The sequence below is a fragment of the Mesorhizobium sp. WSM4846 genome (genome assembly GCF_055811415.1).
Map to the genome: position 1 here is coordinate 20,600 of NZ_JBVVPZ010000007.1, position 19,774 is coordinate 40,373.

Below are 19,774 nucleotides of genomic sequence, written 5' to 3' on the forward strand. Positions count from 1 at the left end.
AGTTTCCAGTTGGAGCGATCACTCGGCCCAGGCTTTCCAGTCGGCTTCGTGGGCGGCGATCCAGGCGGCGGCGACGTCTTCCGGCGTCTTGCCTTCAAGATCGATCTGGCCGCTCATCTTGTTGAGCTCGTCGGTGTCGATCGTGTAGTTCTTCGCGACCTTGTAGGCGACCGGCCATTTGTCCTTCATGCCGGCCCAGGAATATTTCCAGATCTCGCCATGCGGCTTGCCGCAGTCATACTTTGCGTCGGGGTTCACGCCCCATTTCGGATCGGTGTAGCATTCCGGCGTATAGTCGGGGAATTCGACCCATTCGCCCTTGTATTTGGCCGGCGCCCAATGCGGCGAATAGACCCACAGCATGATCGGCGCCTTGCGCTGATAGGCCGAATCCAGCTCGGCGAACATCGCCGCGTCGGTGCCGGCATGGATGACGGTGAAGGGCAGCTTCAGCGCCGCGGCACGCTCGTCGTCAAAACCTTCCCATGTCACCGGGCCGCCGAGATAGCGGCCGTTCGGCGCCGTTTCGGCGGTCGAGAAGGCTTCGGCGCATTTCGGGTCCTTCAGCGCCTCCCAGTTCGGCAGGCCCGGGCATTTTTCCTTCATGTATTCGGGATACCACCATTCTTCCTTGGCCTTGGGCCCGAGCGGGCCGAGGCGTTCGGTCTGCCCGGTCGCCTCCGAGGCCTTCATGGCTTCGCCGGCCGTCGTGTCCCAGAATTCCATGGCGACAGCGAGATCGCCATTGGTTAGGCCGGTGGTCAGGCTGGAGAGATAGTCGGCCGTCGGGTACTCGACCGTGTATCCCAGCTTTTCGAGAATGCCGCCGAGGATCTTTGCGTTCAGATTGACGCTGGTCCAGTCGAACAGCGCGATCTTGATAGGGTCGTTTGATTCTGGCGCCGCCGCTTGGGCCGAAGGCGTCAGTGCACTTGCCGCGGCAAGTGTTAAGGCTCCCATTGATAATCTCGAAATCAAACTCCGAAGTGACATGCCTGTGCTCCTGTCAAGCTCTGGTGGAAGTTATCGTTCGTTCCCTTCTTGCGTCTTTTTGATTGTGTTGGAAAAGCTGGTCGTTGCGCAAGTCCATTGGCAGCAAATTGCTGTCGGCGCTGAAGTCGGCGCAGACGGGAATGATGCCCAATTCGATGAAGAGGTCGTGCGACCGCGTCATGGCTGCCGTGCTGCCGAAGCAGTGATCCGCGGATCGATCGCCGCTCTTGCGGCGCCCTCAAGCTTGCGAGCCATCAAGGTCCCATGCTGTCGGCTCTCGGCAGTCGCCGAAGCCATTTTCATGAGATGAAATTATATATACCAACATTCATGTCGCGCAACGACTAACGGGGCGCGAATCGCGCAATTCGGCTGCAGTTTCGCCGCCTGTCGATTATATCAGCAGATTGACGCGTGAACCTGCCCCGTTGCTCACGACATGATCAGGCCGCCATCGACATTGATCGTCTGGCCGGTGATGTAGGCGGCGTCGTTGCTGGCCAGAAAGCTGACCAGACCCGAAACATCCTCGCCGCTGCCGGCGCGGCCCATCGGGATGTTCTTCACCCATTCTGCCATCAACTCGCCGGGCTTGTAGTCGCCCATCAGTCTGCCCCATGCGGCGTCGTTGTAGGCCCACATGTCGGTGTCGATGATGCCGGGGCAGATCGCGTTGACGGTGATCTTCTCCTTGGCCACTTCCTTGGCGAGGCTCTGGGTGATGCCGACGACGCCGAATTTCGAGGCAGCATAGTGCGGCGTGTAGATGAAACCCTGGCGCGCCTGGCCGGAAGCGGTGTTGATCAGCCGGCCGCCGTCGCCATGCTTGCGGATGCGCGCGATCGCCTCCTGGCAGCACAGGAACACGCCCTTGGTGTTGACCGCCATCACCTTGTCCCATTCGGCCTCGGTCATCGCCTCGATCCTGGCGATGGTGATGACGCCGGCATTCTGCACGGAGATGTCGACGCGGCCGAACTGCTGTTCGGCCAGATCATAGAGGGCGGCGACCTCGTCCTTCCTGCTCACGTCCATGCGCAGCGATGCCACCTTGGCGCCTTCCGCCTTCAGTCCGGCGGCGACCTCTTCGACGCGCGCGTCGATGGCGCTGACGACGACAGCAGCCCCCTCAGCCGCGAAGCGCCTGGCCATGGCCGCGCCAATGCCGCCGCTGGCGCCGGTGATGACCGCCGTCTTTCCCTCGAACCGCTTCTGCATGTTCTCTCCTACCAGCAGACGAAGCCGCCATCGACGATCAGGTCGATGCCGGTTACGAAACTCGAAGCGCGGCTGGCCAGGAACACGGTCGGGCCGACCATCTCTTCCGGCGCCGCCATCCGCCCCATCGGCGTGTCGCGCTCGAAGATCCTGACCTGGTCGGCGACCTCCGGCCGCTTGTTCATCGGCGTCAGCGTGTAGCCGGGGCTGACGACGTTGACGCGCAGGCCGCGATCGGCCCATTCCATGGCGAGACTCCTGGACATGTGGATGACGGCGGCCTTCGACGAATTATAGTGCGCCTGGGTCAGGCCGCGGTTGACGATCGAGCCCGACATCGAGGCGATGTTGATGATCGAACCCTTGCGCCGCGTCAGCATTACGCGCGCTTCGGCCTGGCAGGACAGGAACACGCCGCTGACATTGACGTCGTAGAGCTTCTGCCATTTCTCCAGCGACAGCGTCTCGGCCGGCTCGGCCCCGGCGACGCCGGCATTGTTGACGGCGATGGTCAGCGCGCCGAGTTCCTTCTCCGCGCGTTCGATCGCCGCTGCCAAATCGGCCTCTGACGTCACCGTGCCGGTCAGCACCAATGCCTTGCGGCCGAGCGCCGAGATCCTGTGCGCGGTCTCGTCCAGCCCGCCCTTCGAGGTATGGCCGAAACAGGCGATATCGGCGCCGGCTTCGGCCAGGCCGATGGCGATTGCTTGCCCGATGCCGCTGCCGGCGCCGGTGACGAGGGCAACGTCCCCCTGAAGATCGAATAGTTTCATCGAAAATGTTTTCCTGTTGAGCCGCCGGTGCTGCCCTGGGAAGGAAGGGGCGCCAGTCCTGGCTGGCGCCCCGCGCGGTCCGGTGCCTGGGAGGATACCACCTGCTGCGCTCTATTCCGATCCCTTATGCCGCCCTCAGCTTGTGGCGAGCTCCATGACGGCGACGTTGCTCGCTTCGCTGCGGTCTAGAATGCCACGCTGCCGGCCACGGCTCAGCACCAGCACGCGATGCGACAGGCCGAGCACTTCCTCGAGGTCGGAGCTCACCACCACCACCGCCATGCCGGAGCGGGCGAGTTCGGCGATGACATCGTAGATCGCGGCGCGCGCGCCGACGTCGATGCCGCGTGTCGGCTCGTCCAGGATGAACACCTTGGGCGGCCGTGAGATCCATTTGGCGATGATCACCTTCTGCTGGTTGCCGCCGGAAAGCTTGCTGATCGCCTGGTTAGGCCGGCCCTTGACGCCGAGCCGGCCGATGCCGGCCTCGGCAAATTTCTGCACCGCCTTGGGAAAGACCCAGCCATGCGGCGCGACATGGTCGAAATTGCCGATCGCCAGATTCTCGCCGATGGTCTGGTCGAGCACCACGCCTTGCGCCTTGCGGTCTTCCGGCACCAGCACGACGCCGGCCTTGATCGCCGCCGCCGGGCCAGTGAGGTGCACCGGTTTGCTGGCGATACGCACCGACCCCGAGGAAATCGGATCGGCGCCGGCAATCGCCCGCACCAGTTCGGTGCGGCCGGCGCCGATCAGGCCGGCGATGCCAAGGATTTCGCCGGCCCTTACCGAGAAGCTGACATTCTGAAAGCTACGTTCCGGCGAGGACAGGTTGTCGACCTCGAGCAACGCCTCGCTGCCCGGTTCCGACAGCGGCGGGAACATCCGCTCGACGCTGCGGCCGACCATCTGCTCGACGATCGCGCGCACCGGAATGTCGGCGCGCTCGTGGCGGGCGACAATGCGCCCGTCGCGCATCACCACGACGCGGTCGGCGATCTCGGGGACCTCGTCCAGCCGGTGGCTGATATAGATGAAGGACATGCCTTCCGCCTTGAGCTTGCGGATCTGCTTGAACAACAGCTCCGTTTCCTCGCTGCCAAGTGCCGCTGTCGGTTCGTCGAAGATCAGAAGCTCGGCATTGAGCGTCAGTGCCTTGGCGATCTCGACCTGCTGCTGTGCGGCGATGCGCAGCGTGCCCACCTTGCGTTCCGGCGAGACATCGAGGCCGAGCCGCTTCAGTTGGGCCGACGCCCGCGCATTCATGGCCGCGCGGTCGATGCGGCCGCCGCGCATCAGCAGGCGCCCGACATAGACGTTCTCGGCAACCGACAGGTCCGGCAGCAGCTTCAGTTCCTGGTGGATCATGCCGACGCCGGCGTCAATGGCCGCGGCGGGAGAGGCGGGGGAATACGGCTTCCCCCGCCATGTGATGCTGCCGGCATCGGGCTTGGTCGACCCGGCGATGATGTTGGAAACGGTGGACTTGCCGGCGCCATTTTCTCCAAGCAGCGCCACGACCTCTCCCGGCCGCACTTCGAAGCTCGCATCGGCCAGGACCTGCACCGGCCCGTAGCTCTTGCAGAGGCTGCTGACGAAGAGCCCCAGATGCGGGGTCTGCGTATGGCTGGGATCCAGGGACATCGTTCCGCTCATCAACTGCCGGACTCTTTTGGGATCAGGGATGCCTGATACTAAGGATGCTTGGCGATGAACTGATCGACATTGTCCTTGGTGGTCAGCGTCGCATCCTGCAGCTGTTCTGCGGGAACGGTTTCGCCGGCCACCAGCTTGATCGCCGCATCGACCGAAAGCCGGCCCATGCCTTGCGTCTGCTGCGTCGCAGTCACGTCGAAGACGCCGCCTTTCAGTGCCTTGAGCGCCGCCACGTCGCCGTCGAAACCGGCGATCCAGACCTTGTGGCCGGGATTGGCGACCTTGACCGCCTGCGCGGCACCGAGCGCCAGCGCATCGGCCTGGCCGATGACGATCGACACGTCGGGATGCGACTGCAACAGGTCCTGCGTCAGCTTGAAGCCCTCGTCCTGGTGCCAGCCTTCGCTCCACAGCTCGCCGACCACCTTAATGTCGGGATAGGCGCTCAGCGCTTCGCCGCAGCCCTTCGACCGGTCGACCTCGGGCGTCGTGCCTTTCTGGCCATGGATGATGATCAACTCACCCTTGCCGCCGGCCTGCTTGGCGATGTAGTCGCAAACCGCCTTGGCCGATGCCACGCTGTTGGTGGCGATGAAGGTGTCGCCGGGGGCGCCCTCAGCGTTGCGGTCGACATTGATGACCGGGATGCCGGCCGCCTTGGCCGTCTTGGTCGGCACGGTGGCGGCGGTGGCGCCGGCCGGGATGTAGATCAGCGCATCGATGTTCTGCGTGATCAGGTCCTGCACCTGGCTGACCTGGGTCGCCGAATCGCCCTTGGCGTCGACGGTGACGATCTCGATGCCCTTTTCCTTGCCATAGGCCTCGACGGACTGCTTGATCTGGTTGAAGAAGTCGGCCTGCAGGTTGGCGACGGCGAGACCAAGCTTCTTGGCCTCCTTGGCCGAGGCCATCTCGGACAGTCCGAGCAGCGGAATGACAGCCGCGGCAGCAAGCAGCAATGAACGTTTGGTCAGCATGTGTTTCCTCCGTTGATGTTCAATCTGTCCCGCCGGCGCATCACGGCGCCCCTTGGCCGAACAACTCCCAGTTTCGGATCACCGATCCGTTTTCGCCCGGACATCCGGGTGAATCTCATTGCGCCCCACTCTTCATTGCGCTCTGCGCCGCCATGTATCCGTGGCCACCGCCAGCGCGATCACCACGCCGATCACCACCTGCTGGATGAAGGGCGACACGCCAAGCAGGTTCAGCCCGTTGCGCAGCACGCCGATGATGAGCACGCCGATGGCGGTGCCGCCGATCGAGCCGACGCCGCCCGACAGGCTGGCGCCGCCGATCACCACCGCCGCGATCGTGTCCAGCTCGTAGCCGAAGCCGGAACTCGGCTGGACGGAATCAAGCCGTGCCGCGAGCACGATGCCGGCGAGCCCGGCCAGAACGCCGCAGACGGCGTAGACCCAGTTGGTCAGCGACTTGACCGGTATGCCGGACAGCCTGGCGACCTCGGCGCTGCCGCCGATCGCGTAGAGGCTGCGGCCGGTCGCGCGATAGTTCAGGAAGATCGCGAAGATGATGGCCAGAACGATCATCAAGCCGACGGTGACCGACAGGAAGCCGAAATGGCGGATGATCGACAGGCTGGTGAACCAGTCGGGGAAGCCGATGATCTGCGAGCCGTCGGTGATCATGTTGGCAAGACCGCGGGCCACCGACATCATCGCCAGCGTGGCGATGAAGGGCGGCAGTCTGGTGACGGTCACGAGCAGGCCTGAAACCAGCCCGCAAAGCCCAGCAACGACAAGCGCTGTGACGATGCCGGCAGGCATGCCGAGATTGAGGTGGTCGGGATGGGCGACGAACCCCATCACCATGGCGGCGAGCGCCAGCACGGAGCCGACGGACAGGTCGATGCCGCCGATCAGGATGACCAGCGTCATGCCGATCGCCATGATGCCGAGCACGGTGACCTGGTCGAGCACGTTGAGGATGTTGCGGACGGTGAGGAAGGTGTCGGTGGTCACCGACAGCGCAAGGCACAGCAGCACCAGCCCGATCAGCGGTCCCATGGTTCCGGCGAACAGGGCCGAAAGCTTCGCGCCCGCCGCGGCCTGTGCATTTGGGCCAGCCTTCAACTCGCTTGCACCGTTGCTCACAGCCATCTTGTCTCCTCCATCAGCGATCCGGCGATGCGTCGTCGGCTCACTCTTGTTCACCAGGCACCTCCCTGTGAACAATTTATCTTTGATATGCAATTTTGTTCAGCTAAACTGTTCGTCGGAAAATTGTCAAGGCCCACCGCATCATTCCACGCCGGTTTGCGCCGCCAGCCGGTTTGCCTTACGAAAGGACATGAAATGCCGCGTTTCACGTCCGGTCTCATCCTGCGGATTCATGTCGGCTGCTTGAGCAGGGCAGGACGGCCAAGACGAAGTAAATGTTGACCATTTTGGCTTTCACTCACGTTTTAGAGGTATCCTGTCGATGTCCTGAATCTCGAATCCCGGGCACGCAGAATAATTTCGCGTCGCTTGGTCGGATAACGCCATTTGAATGGCATTTAAGGATTCGGACGACCGCGGGAGGGCAAAAAGATGGCGATGACAGACAATGACAAGGCCTCGCGCTTCCCGGATGCCGAGCTGAAGGCGCGTGCCGCGTGGCACTATTATATCGAGGGTCTGACGCAGGAGAGGATTTCGGAGATCCTCGGCATCGGCCGCATCAAGGTGCATCGCATCCTGTCCGCCGCGCGCGAGGAGGGCGTCGTCCAGTTCCGCATCCGTGACAGCGTCGTCGAATGCTTGGTGCTGGAAGAGGCTCTGAAGCAGCGTTTTGGGCTCAGCCAGGCCGTTGTGGTGCCGTCGGCCGCCGACCGAAGCAACGCGCCGCTGATGATCGGCCATGCCGCGGGCGCCTATCTGGCCGACAATGTGAATGCCGGCGATGTCATCGCGCTGGGCTGGGGGCGCACGCTGAAGTTCGCCATCAATGAATTGCCGCGGCGGCCGATCGCCAGGACGACGGTGGTTTCCATGCTGGGCGGCCTCACCCATGCCCAGCCGCTCAACCCGACCGAAAGCGCCTGGGAATTCGCCGAAAAGATCGGCGCCGAGTGCTTTCTGCTGCCGGTGCCGGTCTATGCCGACAGGCCGGAGCAGCGCGAAGCCTTCATGAGCCAGCGCAGCGTTCAGGACGTCGTCTTCCGCGCGCGCCGGGCAAACATCGCCGTGCTCAGCGTCGGATCGTTTTCCACTGACAGTCCGATCGCCAATTACGGCTTCATCAAGCCCAGCGAACTCGAAGAGCTTCAGGCGGCCGGCGCAGTTGGCGATATTTTATGCCATTTCATCGACGCCGACGGCCGGCTCGTCGACCATGAGGTCAACCGCCGGGTCTGCGCCTATCCGCTGCAGGACCTGTCGGACATCCCGGCCATCATCCTGGTTTCGGGAGGGCAGGAAAAAATCGCCATCATGCGGGCGGCGCTTGCCAACACCAGGATATCGGTTCTGATCACCGACGAGGACGCCGCCAAGGGCCTGCTCAACCGCTAAACCTGCCCGACTTCACCGAGCCGCACATGGGTCTCGCGCGTCGCCTGATAGAGGTCGCGGTAGATTGCCTTGCGCACACGGTAACCGGAGACCAGCCCGTCGACGGGGTCGACATGCTGGGTCGGCGGCGCGGCCATCGCCTCAGCCGCCGTTTCAGGCGAGGCAAACCATCCGATAGCGGAAGCCGCCAGCATGGCGGCGCCGAGCGCTGCGGCTTCGTTGACCGGCGAGACTGAGAGCGGCCGCTCGAGCACGCTTGCCATGATCCGCATCAGCAGGGCGCAGTTGGTGCCGCCGCCGGCGGCGATCATCGCCGCCGGTTTGCCGCCGGCCAGAGTTTCCGCCGCCTGCGTTTGCGCCGCTTGGGTTTCCGCCGCTTGAGTTTCCATTGCCTCGCTGGCGATGGCCTGCTCGAAGGCGATGCCTTCCAGAACCGCTCGAAAAAGGTGCTTCGGCTCATGGTCGAGCGACAGGCCGACAATGGCGCCGCGCGCCGCGCCGTCCCAATAGGGGCTCATGACACCGGCCCAATACGGCATGACGAGCAGGCCCTCGCTGCCGGCGGCAACGTCGACCGCTGCTTTCTCCAGCGCTGCAGCCGACGGCGAGCCGGTGGTGCGAACGATCCAGTCGACCAGTTGCATGCCCGAGCGCAGCACGGTCTCCAGCATGAAGCCCGAGCCGGTCGGCGAGACCAGCGTTCGAAACGCGTCCGAAGTCGTGATCCCACGGGAGTAACAGCCGCTGACGATGCCCGAGCCGAGCGACAGGTAGTTTTTGCCGTCGCCATAGACGCCCATGCCAAGGCCCATCGCCTGGCCGTCGCCGGCGCCGGCGACAACAGGCGTGCCGGCCTTCAACCCGATCAGCCGGGCCACGCTTTCGCCAAGCCCGCCGCAGATCGCGCCGGGCGCGACCAGTCGCGGCAACTGGTCCGGGCGCAGCCCCGCGGCCTCGACGAGCTGAGGGTGCCAAGTGCCATTCTTGACGTCGAGCAGCCCGAGCGGATCCGCACTTGCCGTGCTGGTGACCAGACGTCCGGTCAGCCGGTGGACGAAGAAGCCATGCACGTCGACGAGTGCGGCTGCGTCATCAAGCGTTTGCGGCTGGTGCTCGGCAAGCCAGGCGATCGCATAGAGCGCGGGCGTCGGGTCCGGCGGTTTGCCGCTCCAGTCGCGGATCGTCTCGCGGCCGAGCTCCGCCGAAAGCCTGATGACTTGCGGGCGCGCCCGCTCGTCCAGCCACAGGATCGCCGGAATAAGCGGCTTGCCGGCATGGTCGATCAACGTGAAGGTCTCGCGCTGGTGGGCGATGGCGATCGCCGCCACCCGGGCAGCGCCAACCGCCTCGGTGACTTGCTTCAAGGCGCCGAGCAGCGCGGTCCACCAATGTTCGGCATCCTGCTCGAAATGGCCGGGCCTGGGATTTGAAAGCGGGTAGGCTTCGCGCGCCTGGAACAGCTCCTTGCCGTCGCGCGTGAAGGCAATCGCTTTCACGGCCGTGGTCGAGGCGTCGATCCCGATTACGACATCGTCCATCAGGCGGGAATCCAGCGGATCAGGCGGCGTTCGTAACGAACCGTCCGTCCGACTGGTCGAGACGACGGCGGATCTGGGTTATCACCATCGAATCGTCGGGTACACAATTTTCATAGGTGAGGAAATCGCCTGTCTTGACCGGCTTGACCACCTTGGCGCGTTCGGCGAGGCCGAGCGGCAGGGCGCCGCGGGCGCGCGCGTCCTCCCAGGTCATGGCGAAGCCGCGATAGTCGTTCTCGCCGATCATGCCGAGCGACTGGCCAGGGGCAAGCTCGCTCTTGGCAACCGCCACCGCCTCGGCGACCGGATGGTCGAGCGGCTCCATGTCGGCGCGCTTGTAGACCACGGCGCGCGCCGCCGACAGCGGCACTTCCAGGCTGGTCAGATGATAGGGGCGGAAGATCGTGAAATACGGGCCCTTGCCGACCTTGAGGTCGATCATGCGCTCCAGCACGCGCGGATGCCTGGTCTCGATGATGCAGAACACGCCGGGCGCCACGCCCTTGCCGATCGAATAGTCGACCACGCCCTTGCGGTGCAGCACGCCGCCATCCTCGCGCGGGCAAAGCACGCCGGCGAGTTCCTCCAGCGTCGCGGTCGGGCCGTGCATGCCCGGCACGTCGGGCACCAGGCCGGTGGCGTTGGCGATCGCCACCATCTCGATCGCCGTCTTCGAGCCGTCGACGAACTCGACCAGCATGCGCGCATTCATATTGCGCTCGGCCGCCTCCTTCTCGTAGTCGGCCGGCATGGCATCGATCTTCAGCGGATTGTTCTTGCCCTTGCCGGCGGCGATGATGTTGAAGCCGAGGCTCCTGGCAAAGCCGATGATCTCCAGCGTGCAGGCCGGCTCGTCGCCGGCCGCGCCGGTATAGACGACGCCGGCCTTGCGCGCCTCCTCCTTGAGGAAGCGGCCGATGGTGATGTCGGCCTCGACGTTGAGCATGACGATATGCTTGCCGTTCTTCATCACTTCAAGCGCGAACAGCGTGCCGATGTTGGGGTTGCCTGTCGCGTCGATGATGACGTCGATGCGGCCGGCGGACGCCAGCGCATGCAAATCTTCGGTCACCGCGATCTTGCCGGCCTCGATGGCGCGGTCGATCGCCGCCGCATTGCCGGCCTGCACGATATCCGAGCGGTCGTGGCCGGCGAGCAGCGCCGCGTCGATCGCCGCCTGCGGCCTGACCTCGGAAATGGCGCCGATCCGCATGCCCGGCATCAGCGCGACCTGGACGACGATGTCGGTGCCCATCTGCCCGGCGCCGGCAAGCCCGATGGTGATCGGTCCCTGCTGTTCAGCGCGCTGCAAAAGTTCCGCTGCAAATTGCGGATGGGCCATGTCGCTTCCTCCAGTTCCTGACGCGCCGCAGCGTCGAAGTCATCATTTTGAACATTCCTATTTCCAAATGAAAAATATTTCAACCGCCAATTCGGCAGCCGTGCCCGCAAACATTCTGTGATTTAATTTGTGCAAGCCTTGGCTTGCGGCTTGGCAGCGCGGTCAGCGAGGGGCGCAGAAGGCGGTGATCTCTTGGGATGCAGGCGGCGACGAACCGTGACATCCCTTCTCGCAAGCAAGCGAGTGCGACGAAAAAACTGTTTCACGACCGCTCAGCTGCCGCTGTGCCTATCGCCAACGACGAAGCCGCGCAACAGAGAGCGCCAGCCGGAATGCTGGCGCATGCCAGTCTATCAGCTGCCGACCTCGAAGAAGGGCGCGCCAAGCAGGTCGGGAACAACGTCGATGCCGAGGCCCGGCCCGTCCGGAATGCCCATGCGGCTTCCCGAAACCGGCGGTTTGTTCGATGCGGTGCGCACCGTCACCCATTCGTGGAAGGCAATGGCATGCAGCCGGCGCTCCTCCGGCGTCGACAGCGACAGATGCGCCATGGCTGATGTGTCGATCTCGGCGCCGCCGGTGTCCTCGACGGTGATCATGAAGCCCAGGTCGACGGCAAGGTCGCGGATCTGCCGCGTCCTGGTCACGCCGCCGAGCCGCGAGATTTTCAGCGTCAGCCCGTCGGCCGCGCCCTTGCGGTGGATGTCGAGCACGTCGTCCAGCGAGGCGACGGATTCGTCGAGCACCATCGGCTTGTCGAGCGAGCGGCGGACCGACATGCATTCGTCGATCGTGGTGCAGGGCTGCTCGAACGTGTAGTCGATGGCGCGCGTCGCGTCAGCGAACTGGCGCGCCTGATAGGGCGTCCAGCCGGCATTGGCGTCGCAGAAGATGACGGTGCCCTTCGGCACCGAAGCGGCGACCGCGGTGACGCGCTCGATGTCGTCATGGACGTTGCCGCCGACCTTGACCTGCAGCCGGTGAAACCCGTCCCTGACGATGCGCTTGGCCAGTGCGGCCATCGCGTCGACGGTGCCATGGGAGACGACCTTGTAGAGTTCCGCCGTCTCGCTCTCGCGCCCGCCGAGCAGCGTCACCAGCGGTATGTCGGCGGCGCGTGCAGCGAGATCCGAGCAGGCCATGTCGAGCGCCGATTTGATGTAGGGATGGCCCTTGAACACCGTGTCCATCAGCCTGCCGATACTGGCCAAGGCGCGAGGATCGTGGCCGAGCAGATGCGGCGCAATTTCGATGACGCCGGCGCGAGTGCCGGCCGAGAATGCGGGCGAGTAGAAATTGCCGAGCGGCGCCATCTCGCCCCAGCCGGTCAGCCCGCTGTCGGAGGTGATTGCGACGATCACCGCGTCGAACGCGGCGGCGACACGCCCCTTGGACATGCGGTAGGGCCCGTCCACAAAGGGCTGCACGACATGGTAGGCCTTGATGGTTTTGATCCGCAATTTTTCTGTCCGTCGCTGTGACGCCCTGACGAAGCCGCCAACCTGCATCGTCCGCTGGGCTCAACTGCCGTCAGGCCGGTTGCGCGTCAGGCCGGCGCGATCGGCCTTGACGCCTCTGGAAACACACTGTTCGAGGCAGCGCGCATAGGCAAGCAATTCTTCGAAGCTGTGCCGATGTCGCCGGCCTTGTCGAACTGCTCAGCAAAACGGCGCCCTCGGCATAGCCGGGGGCGCCGCTGGACCGGGCCTGATGGGGGGGTATCAGGTGGCAGGTTTCTGTGGCAGCGGCGAGACAGGCATTCCCGGGCCGATCTTCTGCAGATTGCCTGTTATCACCTGGTCGCCTTCCGCTACGCCGCTCGAGATCGCCACCAGGTCGCCGTTGGTCGGCCCCAGCGAAACAATGCGCTGGTCGACAGTATTGTCCTTGCCGACGACGTAGAGATACTTGCCGAGCTGGCTCGATCCCAATGCCGTCTGCGGCACCATCAGTGCATCTGGCTGCTGCTTGATATGCAGCCTGACGCGAACATATTGGCCCGGCAGCAGCGTGAACTTGGCATTGCCGATCGTCGCGCGTGCGGTGATGGTGCCGGTCGAGCGATCGACCGTGTTGTCAATGAAGGTGAGCTGACCTTTGTGGCGCGGTTCCGTATCGCCGGGAAGCAGGACGTCGACATCGATGGGTCCCGTCGCGCGGGCTTCCTCGATCTGCGCCAGATCCGTTTCGCTCGGATTGAAGGTGACATAGATCGGGTCGAGCTGCACCAGCGTGTTGAGCACTGTGCCGGCGACGCTGACCAGCGTTCCGACCGAGGCCTGGTTGCGGCCGACGCGCCCGGCGAACGGCGCCTTGATTTCCGAATAGCTCAGATTGAGCTCGGCGGTCCGCACAGCCGCCTGGTTGACGGCGAGCGATGCCTGGGCCTCGCGCAAGCTGCTGGTGCGCTGGTCGAACGCATCCTTGGCGATGTATCCGCTCTTGGCCAGTTCGGTGCCGCGACCAAGGTTGGATCGTGCATAGTCGAGCGTTGCTTCGTCGCGCTGGACCTGAGCCTTCGCCTGTTCAAGGGCCGCCTGGAAATCCTCTGGAGCGATCTTGTAGAGAAGGTCGCCCTTCTTGACATCGCTGCCGTCGGGCGCGACCTGCTCCTGCAGATACCCCGGCACGCGCGCCTGCAGCGTGATGCTGCGGATCGGCTCGGTGCGAGCGGCATAGTCGAGATAGATCGGGATCGTCTTCTTGACGACGCTCACCACTGGCACCGGCATGACAAAAGCCGCGGGCTCGGGCGCCGCGGGCTCAGGCGTTGCCGCCCCTGCCGTGCCGGCGTTGAGGCCGAAATTACCCATGTCGAGCAAGTGGACGCTGGCCATCGAGACCGCCCCCACGGCAACAGCCGCTCCCAACGCAATTTTCCATTTACGCATGATCATTCTCCAATTCTATTCGGCCGCTTCGGCCAATCGCTCGAAAGCGGGTTCGGCAGTTGGTTCAGTCGGTTCGGCGACAGGCTCGCTCTTGCTGCCGCGCTCGCGCAGCTGCTCGATCACCGCGTAGAAGACCGGCACGAACACCAGCGACAGGATCGTCGCTGCGACCATGCCGCCAAAGACGGTGGTGCCGATCGACTGGCGGCTGGCTGCACCGGCACCTGTCGAGAACATCAGCGGCAGCACACCGAGGATGAACGCGAAGGCGGTCATCAGGATGGGCCGCAGCCGCAGGCGCGCCGCTTCCATTGCGGCGTCGACGATGCTGAGACCTTCCTCGCGCCGGCGCCGGGCAAACTCCACGATCAGAATGGCGTTCTTCGCCGCCAGCCCGATCAGCATGACGAAACCGATCTGCGAATAGACGTCGATCTGCATGCCGCGCATAAGCAAGGCGACAAAGGCGCCGAACAGGGCAAGCGGCACCGCGAGCAGGACCATGAAGGGCATGGCCCAGCTCTCATATTGGGCGGCAAGGATCAGGAAGACGAAGACCATGGCGAGACCGAAGACGATCGAGGCGATCGATCCGGCCTTGAGCTCCTGATAGGTGATGCCCGTCCATTCGTAGCCGAAATCCTTCGGCAGCGCCGTGGCGGCGGCACGTTCCATCGCAGCGACCGCCTGGCCCGAGGAGAAGCCGGGTGCGGCACCGCCATTGATCAGGGCCGACGCATTGTTGTTGTAATGCGGGACGGTTTCCGGGCCGACGATAGGCACCAGCTTGCCGAGCGTGCTCAACGGCACCATGCCGCCGGAGGCATTGCGCACATAGAGCCGCGAAATGTCTGCCGCACCCGCACGTGCATCCTTGTCCGCCTGGATCGTCACCCGGAAGGTGCGGCCGAACAGGTTGAAGTCGTTCACATAGAGCGAGCCGAGATAGATCTGCAGTGTGTTGAACACGTCGGGCAGGCTGAGGCCGAGCAGCTTCGCCTTGTTGCGATCGAGGTCGTAGTTGAACTGCGGCGTCGAGGTCGAGAACGACGAGAACAATTGCTGCGGGTTGAGCTCGGGCTGTTTGCGAGCTTCGGCCAGCACGGCCTGCGTAGCGTCGTTGAGCGCAGCGCTGCCGCGACCGGTCAGGTCCTCCACCTGGAATTCAAAGCCGCCGGTCGTGCCGATGCCCGGGATCGAAGGCGGATCGAAGCTTAGCGCGAACGCTTCCGGAAGTTCCATGAGCTTCGAGCGCACGTCGGCGACGAGCTTCGAGGCGCTCTGGTCAGGGCCGCGTTCGTCCCATGGCTTCAGGATGGCGAATTCCACCGCCGAGTTCGACTGGGCGGCACTGGTGAGGAAGTTCAAGCCGCTGATCGAGCCGACGATATCGACACCAGGCGTGTTCTGCAGGATGTCGCGTGCCTTCCGCGCCACCGCGTCGGTGCGTTCCAGCGACGCCCCATCCGGCAACTGGATGACCACGAAGAAATAGCCCTGGTCCTCGACCGGAAGGAAGGTCGAGGGCAGGCGCTGCCAGACGAAATAGGTGGCGACAAGCCCAGCCGCGAATATGCCGAGCATGATCCAGCGCAGGCGGATGAGGAAGCGCACACCATTGGCATAGGCATGCGACAGCCGATCGAAGCCCGTGTTGAACCAGCGGAACAGCACGAATTGCGTTGCCGGGCGGTGGCGCAGGAAAGCGGCGCTGAGCGCCGGGGTGAGCGTCAACGAGACGAAGGCGGAGATGCCGAAGGAGATCGCCACCGTCAGGGCAAACTGGTTGTAGAGCCGGCCGGAAACGCCGGGTATGAAGGCGACTGGCACGAACACGGCCATCAGCACGGCGGTCGTGGCGATGATCGGGCCGGTGACCTCGGCCATCGCCGCGCGCGTGGCAGCCAGCGGTTTGAGGCCGGCCTCCAGCTGGCGTTCGACATTCTCGACGACGACGATCGCGTCATCGACAACTAGGCCGATCGCCAGCACCATGCCGAGCAGGCTGAGCATGTTCAGCGAGAAGCCGAACATGTACATGACGACGAGCGTGGCCACCAGCGACACGGGAATCGCGATCGTCGGGATGATCGTGGTGCGCCAGCTCTGCAGGAAGATGAACACCACCGCGACAACCAGGACCAGCGCCTCGCCGAGCGTGACCAGCACGTCGTGCATCGACGCCGAAACGAAACGTGTCGTATCGTAATGCATGGCGTAGCTGACGCCCTTCGGGAAGCGGGCCGACAGTTCCTGCATCTTGTCCTTGACGCGCTGCTGCAGGTCGAGGGCGTTCGAGCCTGGCATCTGGTAGACCGCGAGCACCACGGTCGGGTCCTCACCGAAGAACGCCGACGACGAGTATTGCAGGGCGCCGAGTTCGATGCGCGCGACGTCGCGCAACCGCACCAGCGAACCGTTCGCGGCATCGGCGCGCACGATGATATCGCCGAATTCCTTGGGATCGCTCAGTCGGCCGACGGCATTGACCTGCATTTCGAAAGCGGTGCCGGCCGGCGCCGGCGACTGCCCGATCTTGCCGGCCGCGACCTGGACATTCTGCTCGGCAATGGCGTTTTGGACATCGACGGCGGTGATGCCGAGATTGGCGAGCTTGTCGGGATCGAGCCATACGCGCATCGAATAGCGCCGCTCGCCGAAGATCTGCACGTCGCCGACGCCGGGCAGGCGCTTCAGCGGGTCGACCACTTGCAGGTAGGCGAGGTTGCTGAGCGCGACCGGATCGACGGAGCCGTCGGGCGAGGTGAGATTGACGATCAGGACGAAGTTCGGGTTCTGCTTCTTGATCGTCACGCCGCCCTGGTTGACGATGGCCGGCAGCGAGGACGCCGCCTGTGAGACGCGGTTCTGGACATCGACGGCGGCGGTGCTCAGGGGATAGCCGACCTCGAAGGTAACGGTGATCGTCGACGAGCCGTCATTGGAGCTCGACGACGACATATAGGTCATGCCTTGAACGCCGTTGATCTGCTGTTCGAGCGGCGTCGTGACGGTGTCGGCCACGACTTGCGCACTGGCGCCAGGATAGTTGGCGCTGACCACGACCTGAGGCGGCGTGATATCGGGAAACTGCGAGACAGGCAGCAGGAAATAGCAGATCGCCCCGGCGAGCACCATGATGATGGCGATCGACGATGCAAAGATCGGACGGTGGATGAAGAAATTTACCATGATACGCACGCCTCGCCCGATGCTCTCGCCTGGCCAAAGGCCTTGGCCAGCCTGGACAGCCGCCGGCTGCGGCTTTGCCCGGAATCCTCCAGGAAACGAGGCGGCGCCTTGCGGCTGCGGCCTTGCGCATCCGCAAGGGTACGCAGCATCGTCTCGAAAGAGCGCGGGTCGACACGGTCGGCCTGCATCAGCATCCGGATCATCGGATCCTTCACAACTTCGTCGATCGTCAAATCTTTGCGCTGCGACATCGTAGCGGCTCCTGGCTTTGGCGATCTGTGGCGTACGCCGCCGCAGATCGGGTGGTCTTCCTTTTCGCGGCCAAAGTCGCCTGGGGCGCAGTTTCATGCCTGGGCCGATTTGGCGGAGGCTGTTCACAGGCGCCTGCGAGATTGACACGAGGCAATGGGGGTGTTACCAGTAAGTAACATCTAGAAGTTACAGACCGGTAACACCCTAGTCAAGAGGTGTGCCGAGGGATTTTTCGGAAATCCCGGAAACCAAGGAGGTTTTGATGGAAGACGGCACTGCGGAACGCATCCGCCCTCGGGATCGCATCCTGGAGACGGCACGGGATATGTTCCACAAGCATGGCATCAAGGGCGTCGGCGTCGACGCGATCACTGAGGCCGCCGGTACCAACAAGATGACGCTCTACCGTCATTTCGAGTCCAAGGACGATCTGGTCATCGAGTGCCTGCGGGCGACCGCATGTAGCGCCAACGCGATGTGGCAAAAGTTCGAGGCCGAGCATCCGGGCGACAAGCTTGCGCAACTGCATGCCTGGGTCCGGATGGCAGCCGATTGCCTGATGATGGACGGCCGCGGTTGCGACATGGCCAACGCCGCCATCGAGTTGAGCGAGACCGACCATCCGGCCCGTCGGGTAATCAAGGAACTCAAGCAGGCTCAGCGCGACCGCCTCGTCGGCCTGTGTCGGGATGCCGGCATCGGCCAGGCAGAGCTTCTTGCCGATACATTGTCGCTGCTGCTTGAAGGCGCCCGTGTCAGCCTGCAAAGCGTCGGAGCCGAAGGCCCCAGCGCGCAGTTTGTTCGCATGGCGGAAGGCCTGATCACCTCGTTCAGGGCCAGATAGTCTCGCAAGCGGCGAAACGATCGCTGGCGTGTTCATTGCAAGCCGCGCCGCGAGTGCTCTTTTGCCTTGGCATGTGCTGCCATCTCACGTCTCCGTTGCCGGTCTGTCGCCGCGCTCTTGCGCGCGGCGGTCGCTGCTGGTTGTGAGCAGGCTAGGCCCGATGGCGAATTGGCGAGAGTGACAAGTGTGGCGGGATTCCAATGGGGCTGGCGATTGCCGCCGCCTTGCCCGACACCCAGAACAAAAAAAGCCCGCTGCCGGGAGGAGGTGGCAGCGGGCTCGATTTCGAATACGACGCGGGAGGAGGTGCGCCGCACTCAGCGTCGGCATCGCATCTGGGAGGAGTAGATGGCCGACACCTGTGAAACTATCAATTGCCCAATGATTCGGCAATAGCAAAAGATGCATAGCAGATGTGCAGATTCGCGGTATCAACCGAATTTTAACCATCGCCGAGACCGACCGTGGCGCTTGCGTGGCATCACTGGACCGGAACGTTCTCCTTGAAGATAAGGCGCGGCTCGATAAATTTCCGCGTCAGATAAGGCGCCGAGGAAGCGATCGAGCCGAGCAGGCGAATGACCGATTGCTCGGCGATCAGCCGTGCATTCTGGTCGATGACGACATCGAGCAGATCGTCGACGAGATAGCCGCGTGTCGCTCTTGTCAGGTCGTGACAGATGAACACCGGCTTCCTTCGCGGCTTGGCTTCCAGCAGCGCTTTCGCCACGCCCGAGCGTCCGGCGCCCACGCAATAGATGCCGAGCAGTTCCGGCTCGTTGTGCAGCGCCTTCATCGTCGCCGTATAGCTGATATCAGGCTCGTCGTTGATCTCGACAGCGCTGGTCACAGTCAAATTGGGGAACTCCTCGCCGAGCACCGAGCGAAAGCCCATTTCGCGTTCCTCATGCCCGCGATAGGAGCGTGAGCCGACGATCATTGCCAGATGGCCCGTGCGACCGCCCAGGAAACGTCCCATCAAAAGGGCTGCGGTGCGCCCTGCGACACGGTTGTCGATGCCGACATAGGCCGATCGTGGTGCGCCCGGAACGTCCGACACCAGCGTGACCAGGCGGATGCCGGCTTCGACGATCTCGCGCAGGATGTTGCGCGTTCTCGGGTGGTCGATGGCGATGACACCGACGCCGTTTGCCTTGAGCGAGAGGTTTTCGACGGCCGTCTGCAACGAGCTCGGCGAGATGCCGGCGAGCTTGTGGATCCGGCAGGAGGCGACGAGCGGCAGGCGGGCAGCATAGTCCTCGATGTGATTTGCCAGATCCGTCATGAAGGCATTGGAGCCGATCGGCAGGAAGAACTCGAGATGCGCCGGCCGCGAGGGCAGCGTGACCTGATCCACGACCGGCAAATAGCCAAGCTGCTTGGCCGCCTCCATCACCCGCTGCCGGTTGGCGGCGCTGGCGCCCGGCCGGTTGTTCAGCACCCGGTCGACCGTCGCGGTCGACAGCCCGCAGCTTCTGGCGATGTCCGCAACGGTGGCTTTCATTGTCGCAGTCATAGGAGCCGATGTGATCCTGTACCAGAGATACGGCCAACCCGGCT

General features: G+C 63.8%; 16 protein-coding genes. 3 read left to right on the forward strand and 13 right to left on the reverse strand.

Translation table 11 applies throughout. The features are described 5' to 3' along the window. Positions 1–18: 18 nt before the first annotated feature. Positions 19–993 carry an ABC transporter substrate-binding protein gene (locus AC0L15_RS08610; protein ID WP_473496228.1) on the reverse strand — a complete coding sequence of 325 codons (975 nt, stop codon included), beginning with the start codon at positions 991–993 and terminating at the stop codon, positions 19–21. 83 nt (positions 994–1,076) lie between these two features. Here AC0L15_RS08610 and AC0L15_RS08615 point away from each other — a divergent pair, with 83 nt between their 5' ends. Then, entirely contained in the window at positions 1,077–1,199 is a 123-nt protein-coding gene (locus AC0L15_RS08615; protein ID WP_268931792.1) for a hypothetical protein, read from the forward strand. Positions 1,200–1,425: 226 nt separating this feature from the next. Here the strand turns inward: AC0L15_RS08615 and AC0L15_RS08620 are convergent, their stop codons facing one another. The 5 genes from AC0L15_RS08620 to AC0L15_RS08640 form a co-directional block, all read right to left on the reverse strand. Then, positions 1,426–2,211, reverse strand: a complete 786-nt coding sequence (locus AC0L15_RS08620) for an SDR family oxidoreductase (RefSeq protein ID WP_287245238.1) — start codon at positions 2,209–2,211, stop codon at positions 1,426–1,428. A gap of 8 nt (positions 2,212–2,219) precedes the next feature. Continuing rightward, positions 2,220–2,984, reverse strand: a complete 765-nt coding sequence (locus tag AC0L15_RS08625; protein ID WP_473496230.1) for an SDR family oxidoreductase — start codon at positions 2,982–2,984, stop codon at positions 2,220–2,222. Between the two features lie 135 nt (positions 2,985–3,119). Next, positions 3,120–4,628, reverse strand: a complete 1,509-nt coding sequence (locus AC0L15_RS08630; protein WP_473496231.1) for a sugar ABC transporter ATP-binding protein — start codon at positions 4,626–4,628, stop codon at positions 3,120–3,122. 50 nt (positions 4,629–4,678) lie between these two features. Continuing rightward, the gene (locus AC0L15_RS08635) at positions 4,679–5,617 is read right to left on the reverse strand and encodes a sugar ABC transporter substrate-binding protein (RefSeq protein ID WP_128171972.1); all 939 of its coding nucleotides are present in this window, start codon (positions 5,615–5,617) and stop codon (positions 4,679–4,681) included. A 132-nt stretch (positions 5,618–5,749) separates the two neighbouring features. Next, complete coding sequence (locus AC0L15_RS08640) at positions 5,750–6,760, reverse strand: ABC transporter permease (protein WP_473496232.1); 1,011 nt, start codon at positions 6,758–6,760, stop codon at positions 5,750–5,752. Positions 6,761–7,192: 432 nt separating this feature from the next. On the opposite strand from AC0L15_RS08640, the gene AC0L15_RS08645 reads away from it, so the two are divergent. Further along, on the forward strand, positions 7,193–8,155 hold the full coding sequence (locus tag AC0L15_RS08645) for a sugar-binding transcriptional regulator (protein WP_473474872.1): 963 nt from the start codon (positions 7,193–7,195) through the stop codon (positions 8,153–8,155). Here AC0L15_RS08645 and AC0L15_RS08650 read toward each other — a convergent pair. From AC0L15_RS08650 to AC0L15_RS08675, 6 genes are all read right to left on the reverse strand, one after another. Then, a complete protein-coding gene (locus AC0L15_RS08650) occupies positions 8,152–9,693 on the reverse strand; it encodes a xylulokinase (protein ID WP_473496233.1) in 1,542 nt (513 codons plus the stop codon). The genes AC0L15_RS08645 and AC0L15_RS08650 overlap by 4 nt on opposite strands. Before the next feature lie 19 nt (positions 9,694–9,712). Next, positions 9,713–11,035 carry an NAD(P)H-dependent oxidoreductase gene (locus AC0L15_RS08655; protein ID WP_287175611.1) on the reverse strand — a complete coding sequence of 441 codons (1,323 nt, stop codon included), beginning with the start codon at positions 11,033–11,035 and terminating at the stop codon, positions 9,713–9,715. 353 nt (positions 11,036–11,388) lie between these two features. Next, positions 11,389–12,495, reverse strand: coding sequence for a mandelate racemase/muconate lactonizing enzyme family protein (locus tag AC0L15_RS08660; protein ID WP_473496234.1), 1,107 nt, complete (start codon positions 12,493–12,495; stop codon positions 11,389–11,391). Between the two features lie 261 nt (positions 12,496–12,756). After that, positions 12,757–13,926, reverse strand: coding sequence for an efflux RND transporter periplasmic adaptor subunit (locus tag AC0L15_RS08665; protein ID WP_473496235.1), 1,170 nt, complete (start codon positions 13,924–13,926; stop codon positions 12,757–12,759). Positions 13,927–13,941: 15 nt separating this feature from the next. Then, positions 13,942–17,118: an efflux RND transporter permease subunit gene (locus AC0L15_RS08670; RefSeq protein WP_473496236.1), complete on the reverse strand. Its 3,177-nt coding sequence runs from the start codon at positions 17,116–17,118 to the stop codon at positions 13,942–13,944. Then, positions 17,112–17,369: a hypothetical protein gene (locus AC0L15_RS08675; RefSeq protein ID WP_287245229.1), complete on the reverse strand. Its 258-nt coding sequence runs from the start codon at positions 17,367–17,369 to the stop codon at positions 17,112–17,114. The genes AC0L15_RS08670 and AC0L15_RS08675 overlap by 7 nt, the downstream gene beginning before the upstream one ends. 263 nt (positions 17,370–17,632) lie before the next feature. Here AC0L15_RS08675 and AC0L15_RS08680 point away from each other — a divergent pair, with 263 nt between their 5' ends. Continuing rightward, positions 17,633–18,214, forward strand: coding sequence for a TetR/AcrR family transcriptional regulator (locus AC0L15_RS08680; RefSeq protein ID WP_023799451.1), 582 nt, complete (start codon positions 17,633–17,635; stop codon positions 18,212–18,214). Positions 18,215–18,695: 481 nt separating this feature from the next. Here AC0L15_RS08680 and AC0L15_RS08685 read toward each other — a convergent pair whose 3' ends face one another. Next, complete coding sequence (locus tag AC0L15_RS08685; protein ID WP_473496237.1) at positions 18,696–19,718, reverse strand: LacI family DNA-binding transcriptional regulator; 1,023 nt, start codon at positions 19,716–19,718, stop codon at positions 18,696–18,698. Between the last annotated feature and the right edge of the window lie 56 nt (positions 19,719–19,774).

What these genes read in the sequence shown, in the direction of transcription:
- AC0L15_RS08635 (WP_128171972.1), bottom strand. Translation starts at nt 5,617, where the DNA reads ATGCTGACCAAACGTTCATTGCTGCTTGCTGCCGCGGCTGTCATTCCG.
- AC0L15_RS08680 (WP_023799451.1), top strand. Translation starts at nt 17,633, where the DNA reads ATGGAAGACGGCACTGCGGAACGCATCCGCCCTCGGGATCGCATCCTG.
- AC0L15_RS08620 (WP_287245238.1), bottom strand. Translation starts at nt 2,211, where the DNA reads ATGCAGAAGCGGTTCGAGGGAAAGACGGCGGTCATCACCGGCGCCAGC.
- AC0L15_RS08670 (WP_473496236.1), bottom strand. Translation starts at nt 17,118, where the DNA reads ATGGTAAATTTCTTCATCCACCGTCCGATCTTTGCATCGTCGATCGCC.
- AC0L15_RS08625 (WP_473496230.1), bottom strand. Translation starts at nt 2,984, where the DNA reads ATGAAACTATTCGATCTTCAGGGGGACGTTGCCCTCGTCACCGGCGCC.
- AC0L15_RS08645 (WP_473474872.1), top strand. Translation starts at nt 7,193, where the DNA reads ATGGCGATGACAGACAATGACAAGGCCTCGCGCTTCCCGGATGCCGAG.
- AC0L15_RS08610 (WP_473496228.1), bottom strand. Translation starts at nt 993, where the DNA reads ATGTCACTTCGGAGTTTGATTTCGAGATTATCAATGGGAGCCTTAACA.
- AC0L15_RS08655 (WP_287175611.1), bottom strand. Translation starts at nt 11,035, where the DNA reads ATGGCCCATCCGCAATTTGCAGCGGAACTTTTGCAGCGCGCTGAACAG.
- AC0L15_RS08685 (WP_473496237.1), bottom strand. Translation starts at nt 19,718, where the DNA reads ATGAAAGCCACCGTTGCGGACATCGCCAGAAGCTGCGGGCTGTCGACC.
- AC0L15_RS08640 (WP_473496232.1), bottom strand. Translation starts at nt 6,760, where the DNA reads ATGGCTGTGAGCAACGGTGCAAGCGAGTTGAAGGCTGGCCCAAATGCA.
- AC0L15_RS08675 (WP_287245229.1), bottom strand. Translation starts at nt 17,369, where the DNA reads ATGTCGCAGCGCAAAGATTTGACGATCGACGAAGTTGTGAAGGATCCG.
- AC0L15_RS08630 (WP_473496231.1), bottom strand. Translation starts at nt 4,628, where the DNA reads ATGTCCCTGGATCCCAGCCATACGCAGACCCCGCATCTGGGGCTCTTC.
- AC0L15_RS08665 (WP_473496235.1), bottom strand. Translation starts at nt 13,926, where the DNA reads ATGCGTAAATGGAAAATTGCGTTGGGAGCGGCTGTTGCCGTGGGGGCG.
- AC0L15_RS08650 (WP_473496233.1), bottom strand. Translation starts at nt 9,693, where the DNA reads ATGGACGATGTCGTAATCGGGATCGACGCCTCGACCACGGCCGTGAAA.